The following is a 15,613-nucleotide window of genomic DNA, read 5'->3' as shown; positions in this document are numbered from 1 at the left end:
GACAACCATGCCCGCAATGGGTTCCGGTGGAGAAAATCGTTCCTGCCGGCCGTGGGGTGAGGGAGCCGGACGTGGATGTAGCTTTGGCCAGGCCTTTGGTCAGCGGCTTCTATGACAAGCCGACCGGGGCCATTCAGTATGTCGTCACGGACCCGGCGACGAAGCGATGTGCCATCATCGATCCGATCCTGGATTTCGACGAGAGATCCGGCGCCACCGGTACGAGGAGCGCGGATGCCCTGCTCGGTTTCGTCGGGGAGAACGGGCTGGAGCTCGAATGGATCCTCGACACCCACCCGCACGCCGACCATATCTCGGCGGCGCATTACCTCAAACAGAAGACCGGAGCGCCGGTGGCGATCGGGGACAGGATCGTCGACGTCCAGGCCCTGTGGAAGGTCATCTACAACTGGCCCGATTTTCGCGCCGACGGCACGCAGTGGGACAGGTTGTTCGCCGAGGGCGAGACGTTCCGGATCGGAACCCTTCCGGTCAAGGTGCTGTTCTCGCCAGGACATACGCTGGCGTCGATCACCTATGTGGTGGGGGATGCGGTCTTCGTGCATGACACGATGTTCATGCCCGACAGCGGCACGGCGAGGGCGGATTTCCCTGGCGGCAGCGCCGCACGGCTCTGGCGCTCGATCCAGGACATCCTGGCGTTGCCCGACGAGACGCGTGTCTTCGTCGGCCATGACTATCAGCCCGGTGGCCGCGAGCCCTTGTGGGAAAGCACCGTGGCGATACAGAAATCCACCAACACCCATCTTGTCGCCGCGCGCACCGAGGCCGAGTTCGTGGCGCTACGCGAGGCGCGCGACCGCACATTGCCGATGCCGCGGCTGATCCTGCATGCGCTGCAGGTCAACATGAATGGCGGCCGGCTGCCGGAACCGGAAGCCAATGGCCGGCGGTACCTCAAATTTCCACTGGACGGGTTGTGAGGGTCGGTCCCTTCTCCCCGTTAGTAAACGGGAGAAGGTGGCGGCAGCCGGATGAGGGGCGGCGCCGACGTTTGGCGATGATGTTTGGCAGTTGCTGCGCCGGTGGCAATCGCGCAATCTCGGTGCCGCCCCTCATTGTCCTGCCGGACATTTCTCCCCGTAGAGTGACGGGGAGAAAGGGCTGTGTCGTCGGCTTCGCCAAACAAAAAAGCGGCGCCAGTTTCCTGACGCCGCCTTGATATTCCTGGCTGATCCCGGCTTTAAGCCGCCGGCTGTGCCTCGATGGTACGCAGCGCCTGCATCTGGCGCTTGGCGGCGGCCTTGACGGCATCCTGCACCTTCTCGAAGGCGCGCACCTCGATCTGGCGAACGCGCTCGCGGCTGATATCGAACTCGGCCGACAGTTCTTCCAGAGTGAGCGGCTCCTCGGCGAGACGACGCGCCTCGAAGATGCGCCGCTCGCGATCGTTGAGCACGGCCAGAGCGCCCGACAGCATGCCGCGCCGGTTTTCCAGCTCGTCCTGCTCGATCAGCATCTCTTCCTGGCTTTCGTGGTCGTCGACCAGCCAGTCCTGCCATTCGCCGGACTCGCCTTCCGTCGCCCGGATCGGCGCGTTGAGGGACGCGTCGCCGGACAGGCGGCGGTTCATCGACACCACTTCGGCCTCGGAAACGTTCAGCCGCGTAGCGATCTCGGCGATCTGGTCGGGCTTGAGGTCTCCGTCGTCCAGCGCCTGGATCTTGCCCTTCACCTTGCGGAGATTGAAGAACAGACGCTTCTGGTTGGCGGTCGTGCCCATCTTGACGAGGCTCCACGAGCGCAGGATGTATTCCTGGATCGAGGCCTTGATCCACCACATGGCGTAGGTGGCGAGACGGAAACCACGCTCGGGTTCGAATTTCTTGACGGCCTGCATCAGGCCGACATTGCCTTCCGAGATCACCTCGCCGATCGGCAGGCCGTAGCCGCGATAGCCCATGGCGATCTTGGCGACGAGCCGCAAATGGCTGGTGACGAGCTTGTGCGCGGCCGTGGTGTCTTCGTGCTCGGCGTAACGCTTGGCGAGCATGTACTCTTCCTGCGGCTGCAGCATGGGAAAGCGGCGGATTTCTTCCAGATAGCGGCTGAGGCCGCCTTCGCCGGAAACGATACTGGGTAACGACTGGGCCATGATAGCGCCCCCTCTCTATTGGAGTGATGCCCCCGAAACGCGGCGGGCATGTGACGCGAGCACCAAAAGGCTCGCCCGCGACATCAGAACTTATACAGGAACAAAACCAGAAAAGACAGGCATTTGTTCAACACGAAACAGTGTGTCACGTTGAAGTGAACAATGCCACTCAGGTTTTTTGATGGCAGGTTCAGAGTTTGCGAAAGCTGCCGACGAGTTCCTCCATGTCCCCCGGTATCGGCGCCTCGAACCTCATCGTTAGATGGGTGGTGGGATGCCGAAATGCAAGGAGCCAGGCATGCAAAGCTTGCCGGGAAAATGCCTTGACCTGACTTTTCAGGGGCTCCGGCAGTCGGTTGGCCTTGGTACGGAACGCCAGGCCGTAATCGGGGTCGCCGATAACGGGGTGGCCGATATGGGCCATGTGAACGCGGATCTGGTGGGTGCGGCCGGTTTCCAACCGACATTCGACGAGGCTTGCGGTGGCGAATTCCCGCTGGTCCTCGCCGAAACGCTCCTGCACGGCAAAGCGGGTGACGGCGTGGCGCGCGTCGTCGCGGCCCTCCGGCACGACAGCGCGGCGCACCCGGTCGGCGGCGCGGCCAAGCGGCGCGTCGATCGTTCCAGTCGGCCTCTGCGGTATGCCCCAGACCAGCGCAAGGTAGGCTCGTTCTAGGTCGCCCGTCAGGCCGTGGTCGGCGAAGGCCTCCGACAGCGCCTTGTGGGCGCGGTCGGTCTTGGCGACCACCATGACGCCGCTTGTCTCCTTGTCGAGGCGATGGACGATGCCCGGCCGGCGTACCCCGCCGATGCCAGACAGGCTGTCGCCGCAATGGTGGATCAGCGCATTGACCAGCGTGCCGGTCCAGTTACCGGCGCCGGGGTGCACGACCAGCCCCGCAGGCTTGTTGATGACGATCAACTCGTCGTCTTCGTAGAGCACGTCGAGTGCGATGTTCTCGCCCTGTGGCTGCGCCGGCTCCGGTTCCGGCATGGCCACCGACACATTTTCGCCGGCGCTCATCTTGCGCTTGGTTTCGTCGACCGGCTTGCCGTCGATGACGACGGCGCCTTGCCTGATCAGCATCTGCACGCGACTGCGAGACATGTCCGGGCCGAGGGCCGCTGCCAGCCACTGGTCCAGGCGTTGGCCGGCCGCATCCGCGCCGGCGACCAGCAAGGTGGGCGCGGCCCCTATCAACAGGTCCTCTATCAATTCGGGGGCCTCTTCGCTATGAGCGCTCATCGAAAAACCATTCCGGAATATTTGCCATGGCCCGGCCCGATGCCGATGAAGAACAGGAAAAGCCGCTTGACCCCGAGGTCGACAAGCTGCGCGGCAAGCTCATCCGCTTCATGGCCATCAATCTCGGCCTGCTCTTTCTGGCTCTTATGGTGGTGATCGCGGCGATTGTCTACAAATCACGCAAGGCGCCGCCGGCCAACCCGGCGCTGTCCGGCGACGTCCAGACGCCGGCGGGCGAGCCGGCCAGCGCCGATATCGTCCTGCCGGTGGGCGCCAAGGTGGTCAGTCAGTCGCTGTCGGGCGATCGTCTTTCGATCGATGCAGAACTCGCGGATGGGAGCCGTGCGATCTTCGTCTATGATATAGCAGAGCGCCGCCTGATCGGCCGTTTTGCAATCCGCAACAAATAGGCAGGCAAAGACGGTGGCCGGATACTCCGAACATCGCCGTGTCGCGACCGTGGCGCTGGTTGTCGCAGACTATGACGAAGCGATCGCCTGGTATGTCGGCCGGCTGGGCTTTCTGCTGCTCGAGGACGTCGATCTCGGCGACGGCAAACGCTGGGTGATCGTCGCGCCGGCAAACGGGCAGGGCGCCAGGCTGCTGCTTGCCGAGGCATCCGACGAGGCGCAGAGGAAAAGCATCGGCAACCAGACCGGCGGCCGGGTTTTTCTCTTCCTCGAAACCGTCGATTTTGCCGGCGATCATGCCGCGATGTTGGAGAAGGGCATCGAATTCCGCGAAGCGCCCCGTTTTGAGCCCTATGGAACGGTGGCGGTTTTCGCCGATCTCCACGGCAATCTGTGGGATCTGATCCAGCCGAAACGCTAGCTTGCGGGCTGTTTTTCGTCCGCTGCCGCAAAGCCGCCGAACCCCAGTTGCTTTTTGCCAGCCGCCAGCCTATATCGCCCCTTCTTGAGCGCGCCCATCGTCTAGCGGTCAGGACACCGCCCTCTCACGGCGGGAACAGGGGTTCGATTCCCCTTGGGCGTACCAAGCAACGGCGCGGTCGTTGATCTCCAGACAATCCAACAACACCGGCCAGTACCGGCATGGGCTCTGCATGCCTCGAAAGAGCGCGCAAATGCCGCGAGAGCCGGGGACGTCGTGTGCCCGGATCCACCCAATTTAAGTCAGGCCGCGGCGCTTGAAAGCGCTGCGATCTCTGATACTTGCGGGGCGGGGTAGCTTTCGCGGCAACGCGGATTTCGGGTCGGGTAGAGTTTGGAATGACTTCCGTGACGATGATATGCACGCACTGCCATGGCGGCGGCAAGGTTTTCGATTGCTCTAGATGGCGTGCGTCAAAAGGGCATTGCTGCCCGCAAGGGACGCATCAAAGTGGTTGTCCCGGAAAGACCATGGTGTGCGCGCAGTGCGCGGGTCTCGGGACGGTGCCAGAAGCCGAATTCAGGGCGGTCGCATAGGCCGTCCTGCCGCAAGAGGATGGCTTCGCGGCTCAGCGATTCCCGACTGGGCGCGTGGGACGACAGGCGCGTTAAGGTTTGGTTTACCAATAGCCTGTCTATTGGGGTCAATTCGCTTTCGGCCCGCGACCACGGATGTACTGGCGCAACTGCCGAGGTGAAAAGGAAAGGTCGGCTCAGTGCCGGCCTTTTTGTTTTCGGCTATTGGCTCACATTGGCCATGCTCTGTCCGAACAACTTTTTGGCAAGGGATATTGCCATTGCCGGTGTTGGCTCTACCATCGATCCCGGCGGTCCCGTGCGGATTGCCGGCTGGTCGTGACGATGAGGGCTTGCGATGAAGGGTGTTGCCGAACTGGTCATTGCGGGTGTGATGTCGACAGGGATCGTCTGTCCGTCGAATGCCGCAACACTCAACAACATGGACGATGTCGGAGCCGCGATCCAGTCATGCTGGACGCCGCCCGCCGATGCCGGGAATTCGACTGTAACCCTGAGCTTCAGTTTCAAGCGCGACGGCACTCTGATCGGTCCGCCGCGGCCAACCGCGGCCAAGGTGGCCGGGGACGAGAAGGCGCGCAAGTCGTTCATTGATGCGGCCGTCGCCGCGGTCAAGAATTGCACGCCGCTGAATTTTTCACCTGATCTGGCGCAAGGCATTGGCGGCAACGTCTTCACGTTGCAATTCGTTTCACCCAAGAAATAGCTCTCAAGACAATTGCTGCCGAGCCTTTTTCCCCAGCCGGCAGATCAATGGCTCAGGCGCCGCAGTTCGGCATGCCGTGCCAGGTCCGGTGTCTCGAAGACATAGTCGCTCCAGGCCGATTCCGGAATCTGCCCTGCGAGATAGCACTCCAGCAACAGGTTTTGCTCGGCATTGAGCGGCCGTGGGGCACGCTCGTGATCCAGCCCGAGAGAGTGAAAAAGGTTTCTTGTCAGTTCCGATACCGTGAAGTGGATCGACATCCGCGTTCTCCTTCGCCCTTCAACGCAGCAGCACGGGCAAAGGTTTCAAGGCCAGCCACCGGTAACGCCTGATTGATCGTATGGCTCGACGCATCGGCCTGCCGACGGCCGCGACCCTGGCTAGAGTCCGGCTGGAACATGGACCTGCGCCCGGCGTTGTGGTCGGTATCAGGCAGGAGAAACGCCATGGCCACGTTTAGGGAAATGAGGGTCCTGGAGATCGTCGAAGACGGCTCCCTGACTACCGACCAGAAGATCGCCGAATTGCGCAAGATCGAATCCGAGGCGCGCGGACTGCAGCGAGCGGCGTCGGAGGGCCCAATGGGGGACGATGACGGCTGGCAGGAGGATCTGCGCCAGGTTCGGCTGGCACTCGACAAACTCGGGGCCAAGGAACCGAGGAAGGGCGCGGCATCGCTGTAGGATACTGTTCGCCGGAACAGCTGGGTGATGCTGTCAAGCGCCGAGCCGTTCTACTCGCAGACCATGCGAACCCTTTGGCCGGGTGCGCTCACGTTCCTGCATGCCAATTGTTTTTCGAGCGGAGGCGGCGGTGATACCTTGGTCTGATACCGCCTGTGCACGGCAGGCTTGACTCTGCGGTCGGAAACCCGCCCGGGTTGCTGGGGCGGTCCCGGAAAGGCGCCAGTGTCGACCTGAGGCTGGTAGTCGATATTGGGCGGCGGCCGGTCCCAGATCCGCCTGGCGTCGAGCGGTCGTGGGATAATGACCGTGCCGTCATAGCTGCGCGAGCAGCCGCCGCCGAAAAGCAGCGCCACGCCCAGCAAGAAAGGCCCTATCCGTCCATACATTAGCACCACCCCTGCGCATGCTTATAGCGCGGCCTTGCTCCACGCCACAACCGGACGGAATAACGCAGCAGGAACAGGCCGGTTGCGCCGTTAAGGTTAGCGGATCGTTAATGCTTCTGCGGCACATTCCGCCGACGAACCGCGGAGGGAGGGTTCGGCCTTGATTTTCGGGGTGGGGACAGCATGGCGGAAGTGGACGAAGCAATCGGCGCGCGCGGCAAGCGCGAGCCCGGCAAGGCCGCCGCGCATGGCGGCGACGGATCATCCGGCGTCGACATGGATGGCGCAGACGCGCTGCGCCAACTTGTCGAAGCGGGCTCGGACTGGATTTGGGAAACCGATGCGGAACTGCGCTTTTCCTGGCTTTCACAAGGCTACCAGGCGGCGACGGGTATCGATCCGGCTGAGGTGCTTGGCCGGTTCCGCTTCGATTTTCTCAATCAGGTCCTGAAGGGCAACCGCAGCGCGGCAGGCCATCTGGAGGATTTGCAGGCGCACCGGCCGTTCCGCGACTTCGTCTACGAACTGAAGGGTGGCCGCCCCGACTGCCGCTGGGTGCTGACTTCAGGCTTCCCGCGTTTCGACGGCGAAGGAAAATTTGCCGGCTATCGCGGCATGGGCCGCAACGTCACCGCGCTGGCCAGCGCCTTCGAGGGCAGGGAACCGCCGGTTGACGGCGAACCTGTCCGGCATCTTGCCGATCTCGAGCGGACGATGGACGCCATGCACATGGGCGTCGTGCTTCTGGACGCCAGGCTCGACACACTGATCGTCAACAAGGCCTATCGCGATCTCTCCAGGATTCCGGATGGGGCCGTGACCGTGGGCGCACCGTTCAGCCTGTTGATGGAACTCAACCGCCGCAACGGCATCTATGGCGACATCGACGAGCAGCAATGGCAGCGCTACCTCGCCACCCGCGTCGAGGAGATCAGGGCCGGTACCGTCGCGCCTCGGGAGTTTGCCCACGCCGACGGGCGGACCATGATGTTCTCCGTCACGGCTCTGTCGGGAGGCAAGCGCCTGCTGACCTACTATGAGGTCACCGAGGTCAAGCGGCGTGACGCCGAGATCGAGAATGCCAACGCCAAGATCGCCGAGACTTTCGCCAATCTGCGCACCATGGTCGATCAGATGCCGATCGGTGTTCTCGTCCTCGACGCCGACATGCGTGCCGAGGTCATCAACCGTGCCTTTTACGATTTCTGGCAGATCGACGCCCGGCGCGCCGAGACCGGCTGCAGCTTCCGCGAGCTGATGGACGCGAGCCGCGAGATCGACCCGTATGGTTCGGACGACGCGACATGGCAGCGGCATGTGGCCGAGCGCGAGGCTGAAATCAGGTCCGGCATAGCCGGATCGCGGCAGTTTCCGCGCAATGACGGCCGGACGCTGATCTCGTCGATGGCGCCGCTGGCCGGCGGCAAGCGGTTCATTTCCTATGTCGATGTCACCGACATGAAGGATCGCGAGGCCGAACTCGCCGAAGCGCTGGAAAAGGCGCGGCTGGCGGAAGCGGTGATCAACGGCGTCAAGGATCCGATCTTCGTCAAGGACGACAATCTGCGCTTCGTCTTCGTCAACGAGGCCTTCGCGGCGCTGTTCAAGCAGGCGCCGCAAGCCATGCTTGGCAGGCCGGGAAGCGATTTCCTCGGGCCGGACCAGGTCGCGCTGTTCGAAAGCAGCGAACGCGAGGTGCTGGCCAGCGGACAGCAATACGAAGTGGAAGAAAGCTTCGAGGCCGGCGGCGCCAGCCGTTCGCGCATCGTCAGGAAGAATCGCGTCCGCGTGGCCAGCGGCCGCGACTATGTCGCCGGCTTTCTCTTCGACATCTCCGACATGAAGCGGCGCGAGACCGAAGCCGAAGATGCGCGCAAGCATCTCGCCAACGTGCTGGAATCGCTGCCGGCCGGCGTTATCATCTACGACCGGGACGACAAGTTCGTCTTCGCCAACCGCAGGCTGCAGGATACGCTGCCGGCGCTGAAACCCTTCTGGCAGCCCGGCTGCACCTTCCGCGAAGCGCTGGAGTTCGGCCATTCGGTCGGCTATTTCCGTTCGAGCGGCGATCTCGGGATCGACAGCCTGTACGAAGTCGATTCCGAACGCTGGCTCGACGGCATCCTGGCGCGGTACCGTCTGCCCAATTCTTCTTATGAGCGCCTCAATGCGGATGGACGCTGGTACCAGGTCTATGACATGCGCACCGGCGACGGCACGTTCATCGGCGTGCGCGTCGACATCACCGACCTGAAGAGCCGCGAGGCCGCGCTCCGTGACTCGATGCGCCAGATCGATCTCTTCCGCCACGTCATGGACGAGTTGCCGGTGGCCGCCTTCATCAAGGCGCAGGACCTGAGCATCGAATTCGTCAACAAGGCCTGGTGCGCGCTCACCGGCCTCACCAAGGACGATGTCATCGGCCGGACCGACCGCCAGCTGTTCAGCGGCGAGGAAGCGGAGGGCTTCAGCCAGGACGACGCCGATGTCGTGACGAACGGCAATGTGCGCGAAGTCGAGGAGCCCGTTACCCATCGTGACGGTAGGGTGCGGCAGTTGATGACGCGCAAGAGCCGCCTGGTGGCCACCGACGGATCGGTGCATCTGGTGGGCTCCAGCACCGATATCACCGACGTCAAGGCACGCGAGCAAGCCCTGGAAGAGAGCATGCGCGAGAACGAGGTGTTCCGCAGCCTGATCGACAACGTACCGGTGTCGATCTACGCCAAGCGCTCCGACCTCCGGCAATTCTATGTCAACAAGGGCTGGTGCGACCTCACCGGCTTCAGCAAGCAGGAGGCGATCGGCAAGACCGACGTCGAGATATTCGGGCCGGATGGCGAGGCCTTCGTGGCCAGCGATCTCGCCGTGCTGCGTACCGGCGAGACCCAGGAGATCGAGGAGACGGTTCGCCTTCCCGACGGCAGCGTCAGGCATCAGTTTGCCCGCAAGGGCGCAATGATCGCCTCCGACGGTTCGCTCTACCTGATCGGTTCCACCACCGACATTACGGAGCTCAAGCAACGCGAAGCGGAGCTCAGCGAGGCACGCCAGCGCGCCGTGCTCGCCGACCGCGCCAAGTCGGAATTCCTCGCCAATATGAGCCACGAAATCCGCACGCCGATGAATGGCGTGCTGGGCATGGCTGAACTCCTGGCCAAATCCAATCTCGATCTGAAGCAGAAGACCTTCACCGACATCATCGTCAAATCGGGCAACGCGCTCCTGACCATCATCAACGACATCCTGGATTTCTCCAAGATCGATGCCGGCCAGCTGGTGCTCGATCCGGCGCCCTTCAATCTCGCCGAGGCGATCGAGGACGTGGCGACGCTGGTGTCGACGCGGGCCAAGGAAAAGGACCTCGAGCTCATCGTGCGTATCGAGCCGCGGCTCGAAAGGCTGTTCATCGGCGATGTCGGCCGCATCCGGCAAATCGTCACCAACCTGCTCGGCAACGCGGTGAAGTTCACCGATGAAGGCCATGTGCTGGTCGACGTGACCGGAGAACGGGTTCCGACGGGAACCAGGCTGACGATCTCGGTCACCGACACCGGCATCGGCATCCCCGAGGAAAAGCTGAAACTGGTGTTCGAGAAATTCAGCCAGGTCGACACGTCGTCGACGAGGCGCCACGAAGGCACCGGCCTTGGCCTTGCCATCACCTCGCGGCTGGTCGACCTGATGGGCGGCGACATCGGCGTCGAGAGCGCCGAGGGCAAGGGATCGACATTCTGGTTCACGGTGACGCTGCCCGGGGCCGGGCAGCAGAACGGGCAGCGCATCACGCCGGTGGACGTGACCGGCGCACGCGTGCTGATCGTCGACGACAATGCCGTCAACCGCGCCATCCTGACCGAGCAGATGACCTCCTGGACGTTCGATTCCTGCGCTGCCGAAAGCGGCGCCGAAGGCCTCAAGGTGCTGATCGCCGCGGCAGCTTATGGCGTGGCGGTCGACTGCGTGGTGCTCGACTACCAGATGCCCGAGATGACCGGCGCCGAAATGGCGCGCATCGTGCGCAATACCGAGGGCCTCGCGGACACGCCGATCATCATGCTGACCTCGGTCGACCAGTCGCTTGCCAACACCAGCTACCGCGATCTTGGCATCGACGCGCAATTGATCAAACCGGCACGCTCCTCGGCGCTCCTGGAGACGCTGGTCGCGACCATCCAGCGCCATCGCCACACCACCAGCGGCCACGCCGTTCAGCCGCCAGCGGGCGAGGTGCTCGAGGTTGCCCTGCGGTCGTCTCTGGCGGTAGCCGAGCAGCGCGCGCAGCTGCAGCCGCCACCGGTTCGTCCCAGGCCGCCTGCCACGGTCGGCGGGCACAGGCTGGATATCCTCGTGGCCGAGGACAATGAGGTGAACCAGATGGTCTTCACCCAGATCCTCGGCGAGACCGGATATGGTTTCGAGATCGTCGGCAATGGCCGCAAGGCGCTCGACGCTTTCGGCACGCTCAACCCGTGCATGATCCTGATGGATGTCTCGATGCCGGAGATGAGCGGTCTCGAAGCGACGGCCGCGATTCGCCTGCTGGAGCAGGAAACCGGCACGCATGTGCCGATCGTCGGCGTCACCGCGCATGCGCTCAAGGGCGACCGCGAACGCTGCCTGGAGGCGGGCATGGACGACTATCTGCCCAAGCCGATCAGCCCCAGGGCCTTGCTTGAGAAGGTCGAGCGCTGGGTTGGCGCCGGCCGTCAGGTCCACCGCAACGCGGGATAGCACCCCCGTCGCCCGGATTTCAGGATCCGGCGAGGCAAATCAAGGGAATCAGCAGGGGATTTGCCGCTACCCCTGCGTGCAGTGACTATGGTGCGATCGCGCCATATCAAAGGCTGCCTCCAGCCGGAACAATAGCAAAATCGAATTCCGCTCTTCTCGGTTACGGGCGGGAGCAGCGACCGCCTGCAAGAAACAGCGTCACCTACCCCAACGGACCTGTTTTTGGCGATGGCCCGGCCATGACACGCTCTGGCTGCGAGCAACGCGCTCCCGTCCGGATTTTATTCACGTGGGAAAGCTCGGTCGAATCCTGGGTGATTCCAGCCGCCGGACGGCTCAAGCCCCTGATTCCGGCGGTAAACCCGGACCGGGCCGCGAGCGCCGGGCATCAGCGCCTTTCCCGGTGCGGGCGACGCGTTACCGGGCTGACACGAAACTGTCATGCGACTGTTATAATCGAAGGCTATTGGCCTCAGCGGGCGCCGGAGGAAATGGCGCCGAGAGACCATCTTCCGAACAGGAGCAGGCCACATGAGACATTTCATCCGCTCGGCGGCCGTTGCGATTGCAATGGCTGCGGCGTCCACCCTCACCCTTTCCGCAGCAATGGCAGCTGACCTTTCCGGCGCCGGCTCGACCTTCATCTATCCGGTGTTCGCCAAATGGGCCGACACCTACAAGAAGGACACCGGCATCGGCCTCAACTATCAGTCGATCGGCTCGGGCGGCGGCATCAAGCAGGTCATCGCCAAGACCGTGACCTTCGGCGCCACCGACAAGCCGATGTCCGACGCCGATCTGGAAAAGAACGGCCTCGTGCAGTTCCCGATGGTGATGGGCGGCATCGTGCCGATCGTCAACCTCACGGGCATCAAGCCGGGCGAACTCGTCCTCGACGGCAAGACGCTGGCCCAGATCTATCTCGGCGCCATCACCACCTGGGATGACGCCGCGATCAAGGCGCTGAACCCCTCGCTCACCCTGCCGTCGACCGCGATCGCCGTCGTGCATCGTTCGGACGGCTCGGGCACCACCTTCAACTTCACCGACTACCTCGTGAAGCTCTCGCCCGACTGGAAGGACAAGGTTGGTTCGGACACGGCTGTCGAATGGCCGACCGGCGTCGGCGCCAAGGGCAGCGAAGGCGTTGCCAACACCGTCAAGCAGACCGACGGCGGCATCGGCTACGTCGAATATGCCTATGCCAAGCAGAACAAGCTGTCCTACTCCAAGATGCTGAATGCAGCCGGCAAGGTCGTCGAGCCGTCGCTCGAGTCCTTCGGCGCCGCCGCTTCGAATGCCGACTTCAAGACTGCCAAGAACTTCAACGTCATCATCACCAACGAGCCCGGCGACGCCACCTGGCCGATCGCCGCCTCGACCTGGGTGCTGATCCACAAGGCTCCGGACGATGCCGCCGCCACCGGCGAAGCGCTGAAGTTCTTTGCCTGGGCCTACAAGGACGGCAAGGAAACCGCCAAGGCGCTCGACTACGTGTCGATCCCCGACAGCGTCGTCGACCTGATCAAGGCTTCGTGGAAGGCCGACATCCAGGCCGGCGGCAAGCCGGTCTACGCTGGCGAGTAACATCACCCGAAGGAGCGCCGCTTTGCGCGGCGCTCCTTTTTCTCAACACAAAGAGCCGAGCTTGACATGAGTGCTGTCCAGGAAGCCTTGCCAGCCATCAAGGGCTCGCGCGATGCGATCGTCAGACGTTTCGCGCTGACGGACACGATCTTCCATGCGGCGACCCGCGCCGCCGCGATCCTGGTTCTGGTCCTGCTTGGCGGCGTCGCCATCTCGTTGTTTGCCGGTTCCTGGCAAGCGCTCTCGACCTTCGGCTTCTCCTTTCTGACCACGGAAAGCTGGAACCCGGTGACCGAGAAATTCGGTGCGCTGGCGCCCATCTACGGCACCATCATCACATCCGCCATCGCCATCCTGATTGCCGTGCCGCTCGGCATTGGCATCGCGATCTTTCTCACCGAACTTTGCCCGCGCGCATTGCGGCGCCCGATTGGCATGGCGGTCGAACTGCTCGCCGGCATCCCCTCGATCATCTACGGGATCTGGGGCCTGTTCGTGCTGGCACCGTTCCTGCAGACGACGGTGCAACCCTTTATCATCTGGCTGTTCCATGGTGTTCCCGGGCTCAACAATCTGTTTGCCGGCCCGCCCTATGGTATCGGCCTGCTCACCTCGGCGATGATCCTCGCCATCATGATCCTGCCTTTCATCACCTCGATCACCAAGGACGTGTTCGACACCGTGCCGTCGGTGCTGAAAGAGTCGGCCTACGGCATCGGTTGCACGACCTGGGAAGTGACGCGGCGCGTGGTCATTCCCTATACCCGGATCGGTATCATGGGCGGCGTCATGCTCGCCCTTGGCCGTGCGCTCGGCGAAACGATGGCCGTCACTTTCGTCATCGGCAACGCGCACCGCATCTCGACTTCGCTGTTCGCGCCCGCCACGACGATCTCGGCGACCATCGCCAACGAATTCACCGAAGCCGTTGGCGATCTCTACACCTCCTCGCTGGTGGCGCTCGGCCTGATCCTGTTCGTCATCACCTTCCTCATCCTTGCCATCGCACGCTACATGCTGATGCGCATCGACGCCCGTACGGGAGCCTGACCGATGTCCACAGCCGCATCGCTTCACCAAAGCCGCAAGCGCAGGAATGGCGTGATGATGACGCTGTGCGTCGTCGCCGCCGGCATTGGCCTCGCCTGGCTGGCGCTTATCCTCGGCGCGCTGCTCTACAAGGGCCTGTCCGGCGTCTCGCTGGCCGTGTTCACCGAAATGACGCCTCCGCCCGGCGACGCCGGCGGCCTGCTCAATGCCATCTACGGCAGCGTGGTGATGACGATCATCGCCGTGATCGTCGGCACGCCGATCGGCGTGCTCGCCGGTACCTACATGGCCGAATACGGCCGCTTCTCCAAGCTCACCACCATCGTGCGCTTCATCAACGATATCCTGTTGTCGGCGCCATCGATCATCATCGGCCTGTTCGTCTACGAGCTGATGGTGCGGCCGATGGGACATTTCTCCGCCATTGCCGGCGCCGTTGCGCTGGCCATCCTGGTCATTCCGGTCGTGGTGCGCACCACCGAGGACATGCTCAACCTGGTGCCGAACGCGCTGCGTGAAGCCGGCACCGCGATCGGCGCGCCGCGCTGGGTGGTCATCAAATCTGTCGCTTACCGCGCCGCGCTCTCCGGCATCGTCACCGGCATATTGCTCGCCATCGCCCGCATCTCCGGCGAGACGGCGCCGCTGCTCTTCACCGCGCTCAACAACCAGTTCTGGTCGAGCAATCTCAACGCGCCGATGGCCAGCCTGCCTGTCACCATCTTCCAGTTCGCTCTCAGCCCCTATGAGGAATGGCAGCAACTGGCATGGACCGGCGCACTCATAATCACCCTGACGGTTCTCGGCCTGAGCATTTTCGCCCGCAGCCTTACCGGACGCAGAGAGGACAGATGAAACCGATGTTGTCCACCGAGTTGAACACGCCCGAAGTGGCCGTGGATAAGGCCAAGATCGAGGTCAAGAACCTCAACTTCTACTACGGCCAGTCGAAGGCGTTGAAGGATATCAGCCTGTCGCTGCCCGAGCGCAGCGTCACCGCCTTCATCGGCCCGTCGGGCTGCGGGAAGTCGACGCTGCTGCGCGTCTTCAACCGCATCTACGAGCTCTACCCGAAGCAGAGCGCCGACGGCCAGGTGCTGCTCGACGGCCAGAACATCCTCGACCGCTCGCAGGATCTCAATCTCCTGCGCACCAAGATCGGCATGGTGTTCCAGAAGCCGACGCCGTTCCCGATGTCGATCTACGAGAACATCGCTTTCGGCGTCCGTCTCTACGAGAAGATCAGCAAGTCCGAGATGGACGGCCGTGTCGAACAGGCGCTGAAGCGCGCGGCATTGTGGACCGAGGTCAAGGACAAGCTCAACGCCAGCGGCCTCAGCCTGTCGGGCGGCCAGCAGCAGCGTCTTTGCATCGCCCGCACCGTGGCGGTGAAGCCGGAAGTCATCCTGCTCGACGAACCAGCCTCGGCGCTCGATCCGCTGTCGACCGCCAAGATCGAGGAACTGATCGACGAGCTGCAGGCCGACTACACGATCGTCATCGTCACCCACAACATGCAGCAGGCGGCGCGCGTGTCGCGCCAGACGGCGTTCATGTATCTGGGCGAACTGGTCGAATTCGACAAGACCGAGAAGATCTTCACGTCGCCTCGCGAGAAGCGCACGCAGGACTACATCACCGGCCGCTTCGGCTGATATCACGCATACGAGGACCA

The 15,613-nt window shown here is 63.1% G+C and carries 14 protein-coding genes and 1 tRNA gene; 12 read left to right on the top strand and 3 right to left on the bottom strand.

Annotated elements, in window-relative coordinates; translation table 11 throughout:
* Window positions 1-71 precede the first annotated feature (71 nt).
* Window positions 72-944, top strand: a complete 873-nt coding sequence (locus tag EN851_RS14885) for an MBL fold metallo-hydrolase (RefSeq protein ID WP_135929512.1) — start codon at window positions 72-74, stop codon at window positions 942-944.
* A 260-nt stretch (window positions 945-1,204) separates the two neighbouring features.
* Here the strand turns inward: EN851_RS14885 and rpoH are convergent, their stop codons facing one another.
* Together rpoH and EN851_RS14875 are read right to left on the bottom strand one after the other, a co-directional pair.
* Window positions 1,205-2,116: an RNA polymerase sigma factor RpoH gene (gene rpoH / locus EN851_RS14880; protein ID WP_015315375.1), complete on the bottom strand. Its 912-nt coding sequence runs from the start codon at window positions 2,114-2,116 to the stop codon at window positions 1,205-1,207.
* A gap of 190 nt (window positions 2,117-2,306) precedes the next feature.
* A complete protein-coding gene (locus EN851_RS14875; RefSeq protein WP_135929511.1) occupies window positions 2,307-3,362 on the bottom strand; it encodes an RluA family pseudouridine synthase in 1,056 nt (351 codons plus the stop codon).
* Window positions 3,363-3,388: 26 nt separating this feature from the next.
* Here EN851_RS14875 and EN851_RS14870 point away from each other — a divergent pair, with 26 nt between their 5' ends.
* The 5 genes from EN851_RS14870 to EN851_RS14850 all read left to right on the top strand — a co-directional run bounded on the left by EN851_RS14870 (window position 3,389) and on the right by EN851_RS14850 (window position 5,495).
* Window positions 3,389-3,772 carry a fimbrial protein gene (locus EN851_RS14870; protein ID WP_127277834.1) on the top strand — a complete coding sequence of 128 codons (384 nt, stop codon included), beginning with the start codon at window positions 3,389-3,391 and terminating at the stop codon, window positions 3,770-3,772.
* Window positions 3,773-3,785: 13 nt separating this feature from the next.
* A complete protein-coding gene (locus EN851_RS14865; protein WP_127277833.1) occupies window positions 3,786-4,193 on the top strand; it encodes a VOC family protein in 408 nt (135 codons plus the stop codon).
* A gap of 90 nt (window positions 4,194-4,283) precedes the next feature.
* Window positions 4,284-4,358 (top strand) — tRNA-Glu (locus tag EN851_RS14860).
* 450 nt (window positions 4,359-4,808) lie between these two features.
* The gene (locus EN851_RS14855; protein ID WP_135863110.1) at window positions 4,809-5,111 is read left to right on the top strand and encodes a hypothetical protein; all 303 of its coding nucleotides are present in this window, start codon (window positions 4,809-4,811) and stop codon (window positions 5,109-5,111) included.
* A gap of 15 nt (window positions 5,112-5,126) precedes the next feature.
* Window positions 5,127-5,495 carry a cell envelope integrity protein TolA gene (locus EN851_RS14850; protein ID WP_127277831.1) on the top strand — a complete coding sequence of 123 codons (369 nt, stop codon included), beginning with the start codon at window positions 5,127-5,129 and terminating at the stop codon, window positions 5,493-5,495.
* Between the two features lie 44 nt (window positions 5,496-5,539).
* Here EN851_RS14850 and EN851_RS14845 read toward each other — a convergent pair whose 3' ends face one another.
* Window positions 5,540-5,755, bottom strand: coding sequence for a hypothetical protein (locus EN851_RS14845; RefSeq protein WP_127872069.1), 216 nt, complete (start codon window positions 5,753-5,755; stop codon window positions 5,540-5,542).
* 186 nt (window positions 5,756-5,941) lie between these two features.
* Here EN851_RS14845 and EN851_RS14840 point away from each other — a divergent pair, with 186 nt between their 5' ends.
* The 6 genes from EN851_RS14840 (at window position 5,942) to pstB (ending at window position 15,593) form a co-directional block, all read left to right on the top strand.
* Window positions 5,942-6,178 (top strand): hypothetical protein, encoded by a 237-nt coding sequence (locus tag EN851_RS14840; protein ID WP_127872067.1) that lies wholly within the window; start codon window positions 5,942-5,944, stop codon window positions 6,176-6,178.
* A 572-nt stretch (window positions 6,179-6,750) separates the two neighbouring features.
* The gene (locus EN851_RS14830; RefSeq protein ID WP_135929509.1) at window positions 6,751-11,301 is read left to right on the top strand and encodes a PAS domain-containing protein; all 4,551 of its coding nucleotides are present in this window, start codon (window positions 6,751-6,753) and stop codon (window positions 11,299-11,301) included.
* 531 nt (window positions 11,302-11,832) lie between these two features.
* The gene (pstS, locus tag EN851_RS14825; RefSeq protein WP_127277560.1) at window positions 11,833-12,888 is read left to right on the top strand and encodes a phosphate ABC transporter substrate-binding protein PstS; all 1,056 of its coding nucleotides are present in this window, start codon (window positions 11,833-11,835) and stop codon (window positions 12,886-12,888) included.
* A gap of 66 nt (window positions 12,889-12,954) precedes the next feature.
* Entirely contained in the window at window positions 12,955-13,938 is a 984-nt protein-coding gene (gene pstC, locus EN851_RS14820) for a phosphate ABC transporter permease subunit PstC (RefSeq protein WP_127872064.1), read from the top strand.
* A 3-nt stretch (window positions 13,939-13,941) separates the two neighbouring features.
* On the top strand, window positions 13,942-14,793 hold the full coding sequence (pstA, locus tag EN851_RS14815; protein WP_127277556.1) for a phosphate ABC transporter permease PstA: 852 nt from the start codon (window positions 13,942-13,944) through the stop codon (window positions 14,791-14,793).
* The gene (gene pstB / locus EN851_RS14810) at window positions 14,790-15,593 is read left to right on the top strand and encodes a phosphate ABC transporter ATP-binding protein PstB (RefSeq protein ID WP_127277554.1); all 804 of its coding nucleotides are present in this window, start codon (window positions 14,790-14,792) and stop codon (window positions 15,591-15,593) included. Before pstA ends, pstB begins: the two co-directional genes overlap by 4 nt.
* The last annotated feature ends 20 nt before the right edge of the window (window positions 15,594-15,613 follow it).

Origin of the sequence: Mesorhizobium sp. M8A.F.Ca.ET.208.01.1.1 (assembly GCF_004791315.1) — a bacterium.
In the GTDB taxonomy this organism is placed as follows: Bacteria; Pseudomonadota; Alphaproteobacteria; order Rhizobiales; family Rhizobiaceae; genus Mesorhizobium.
This window is presented reverse-complemented; position numbering and strand designations above follow the sequence as displayed.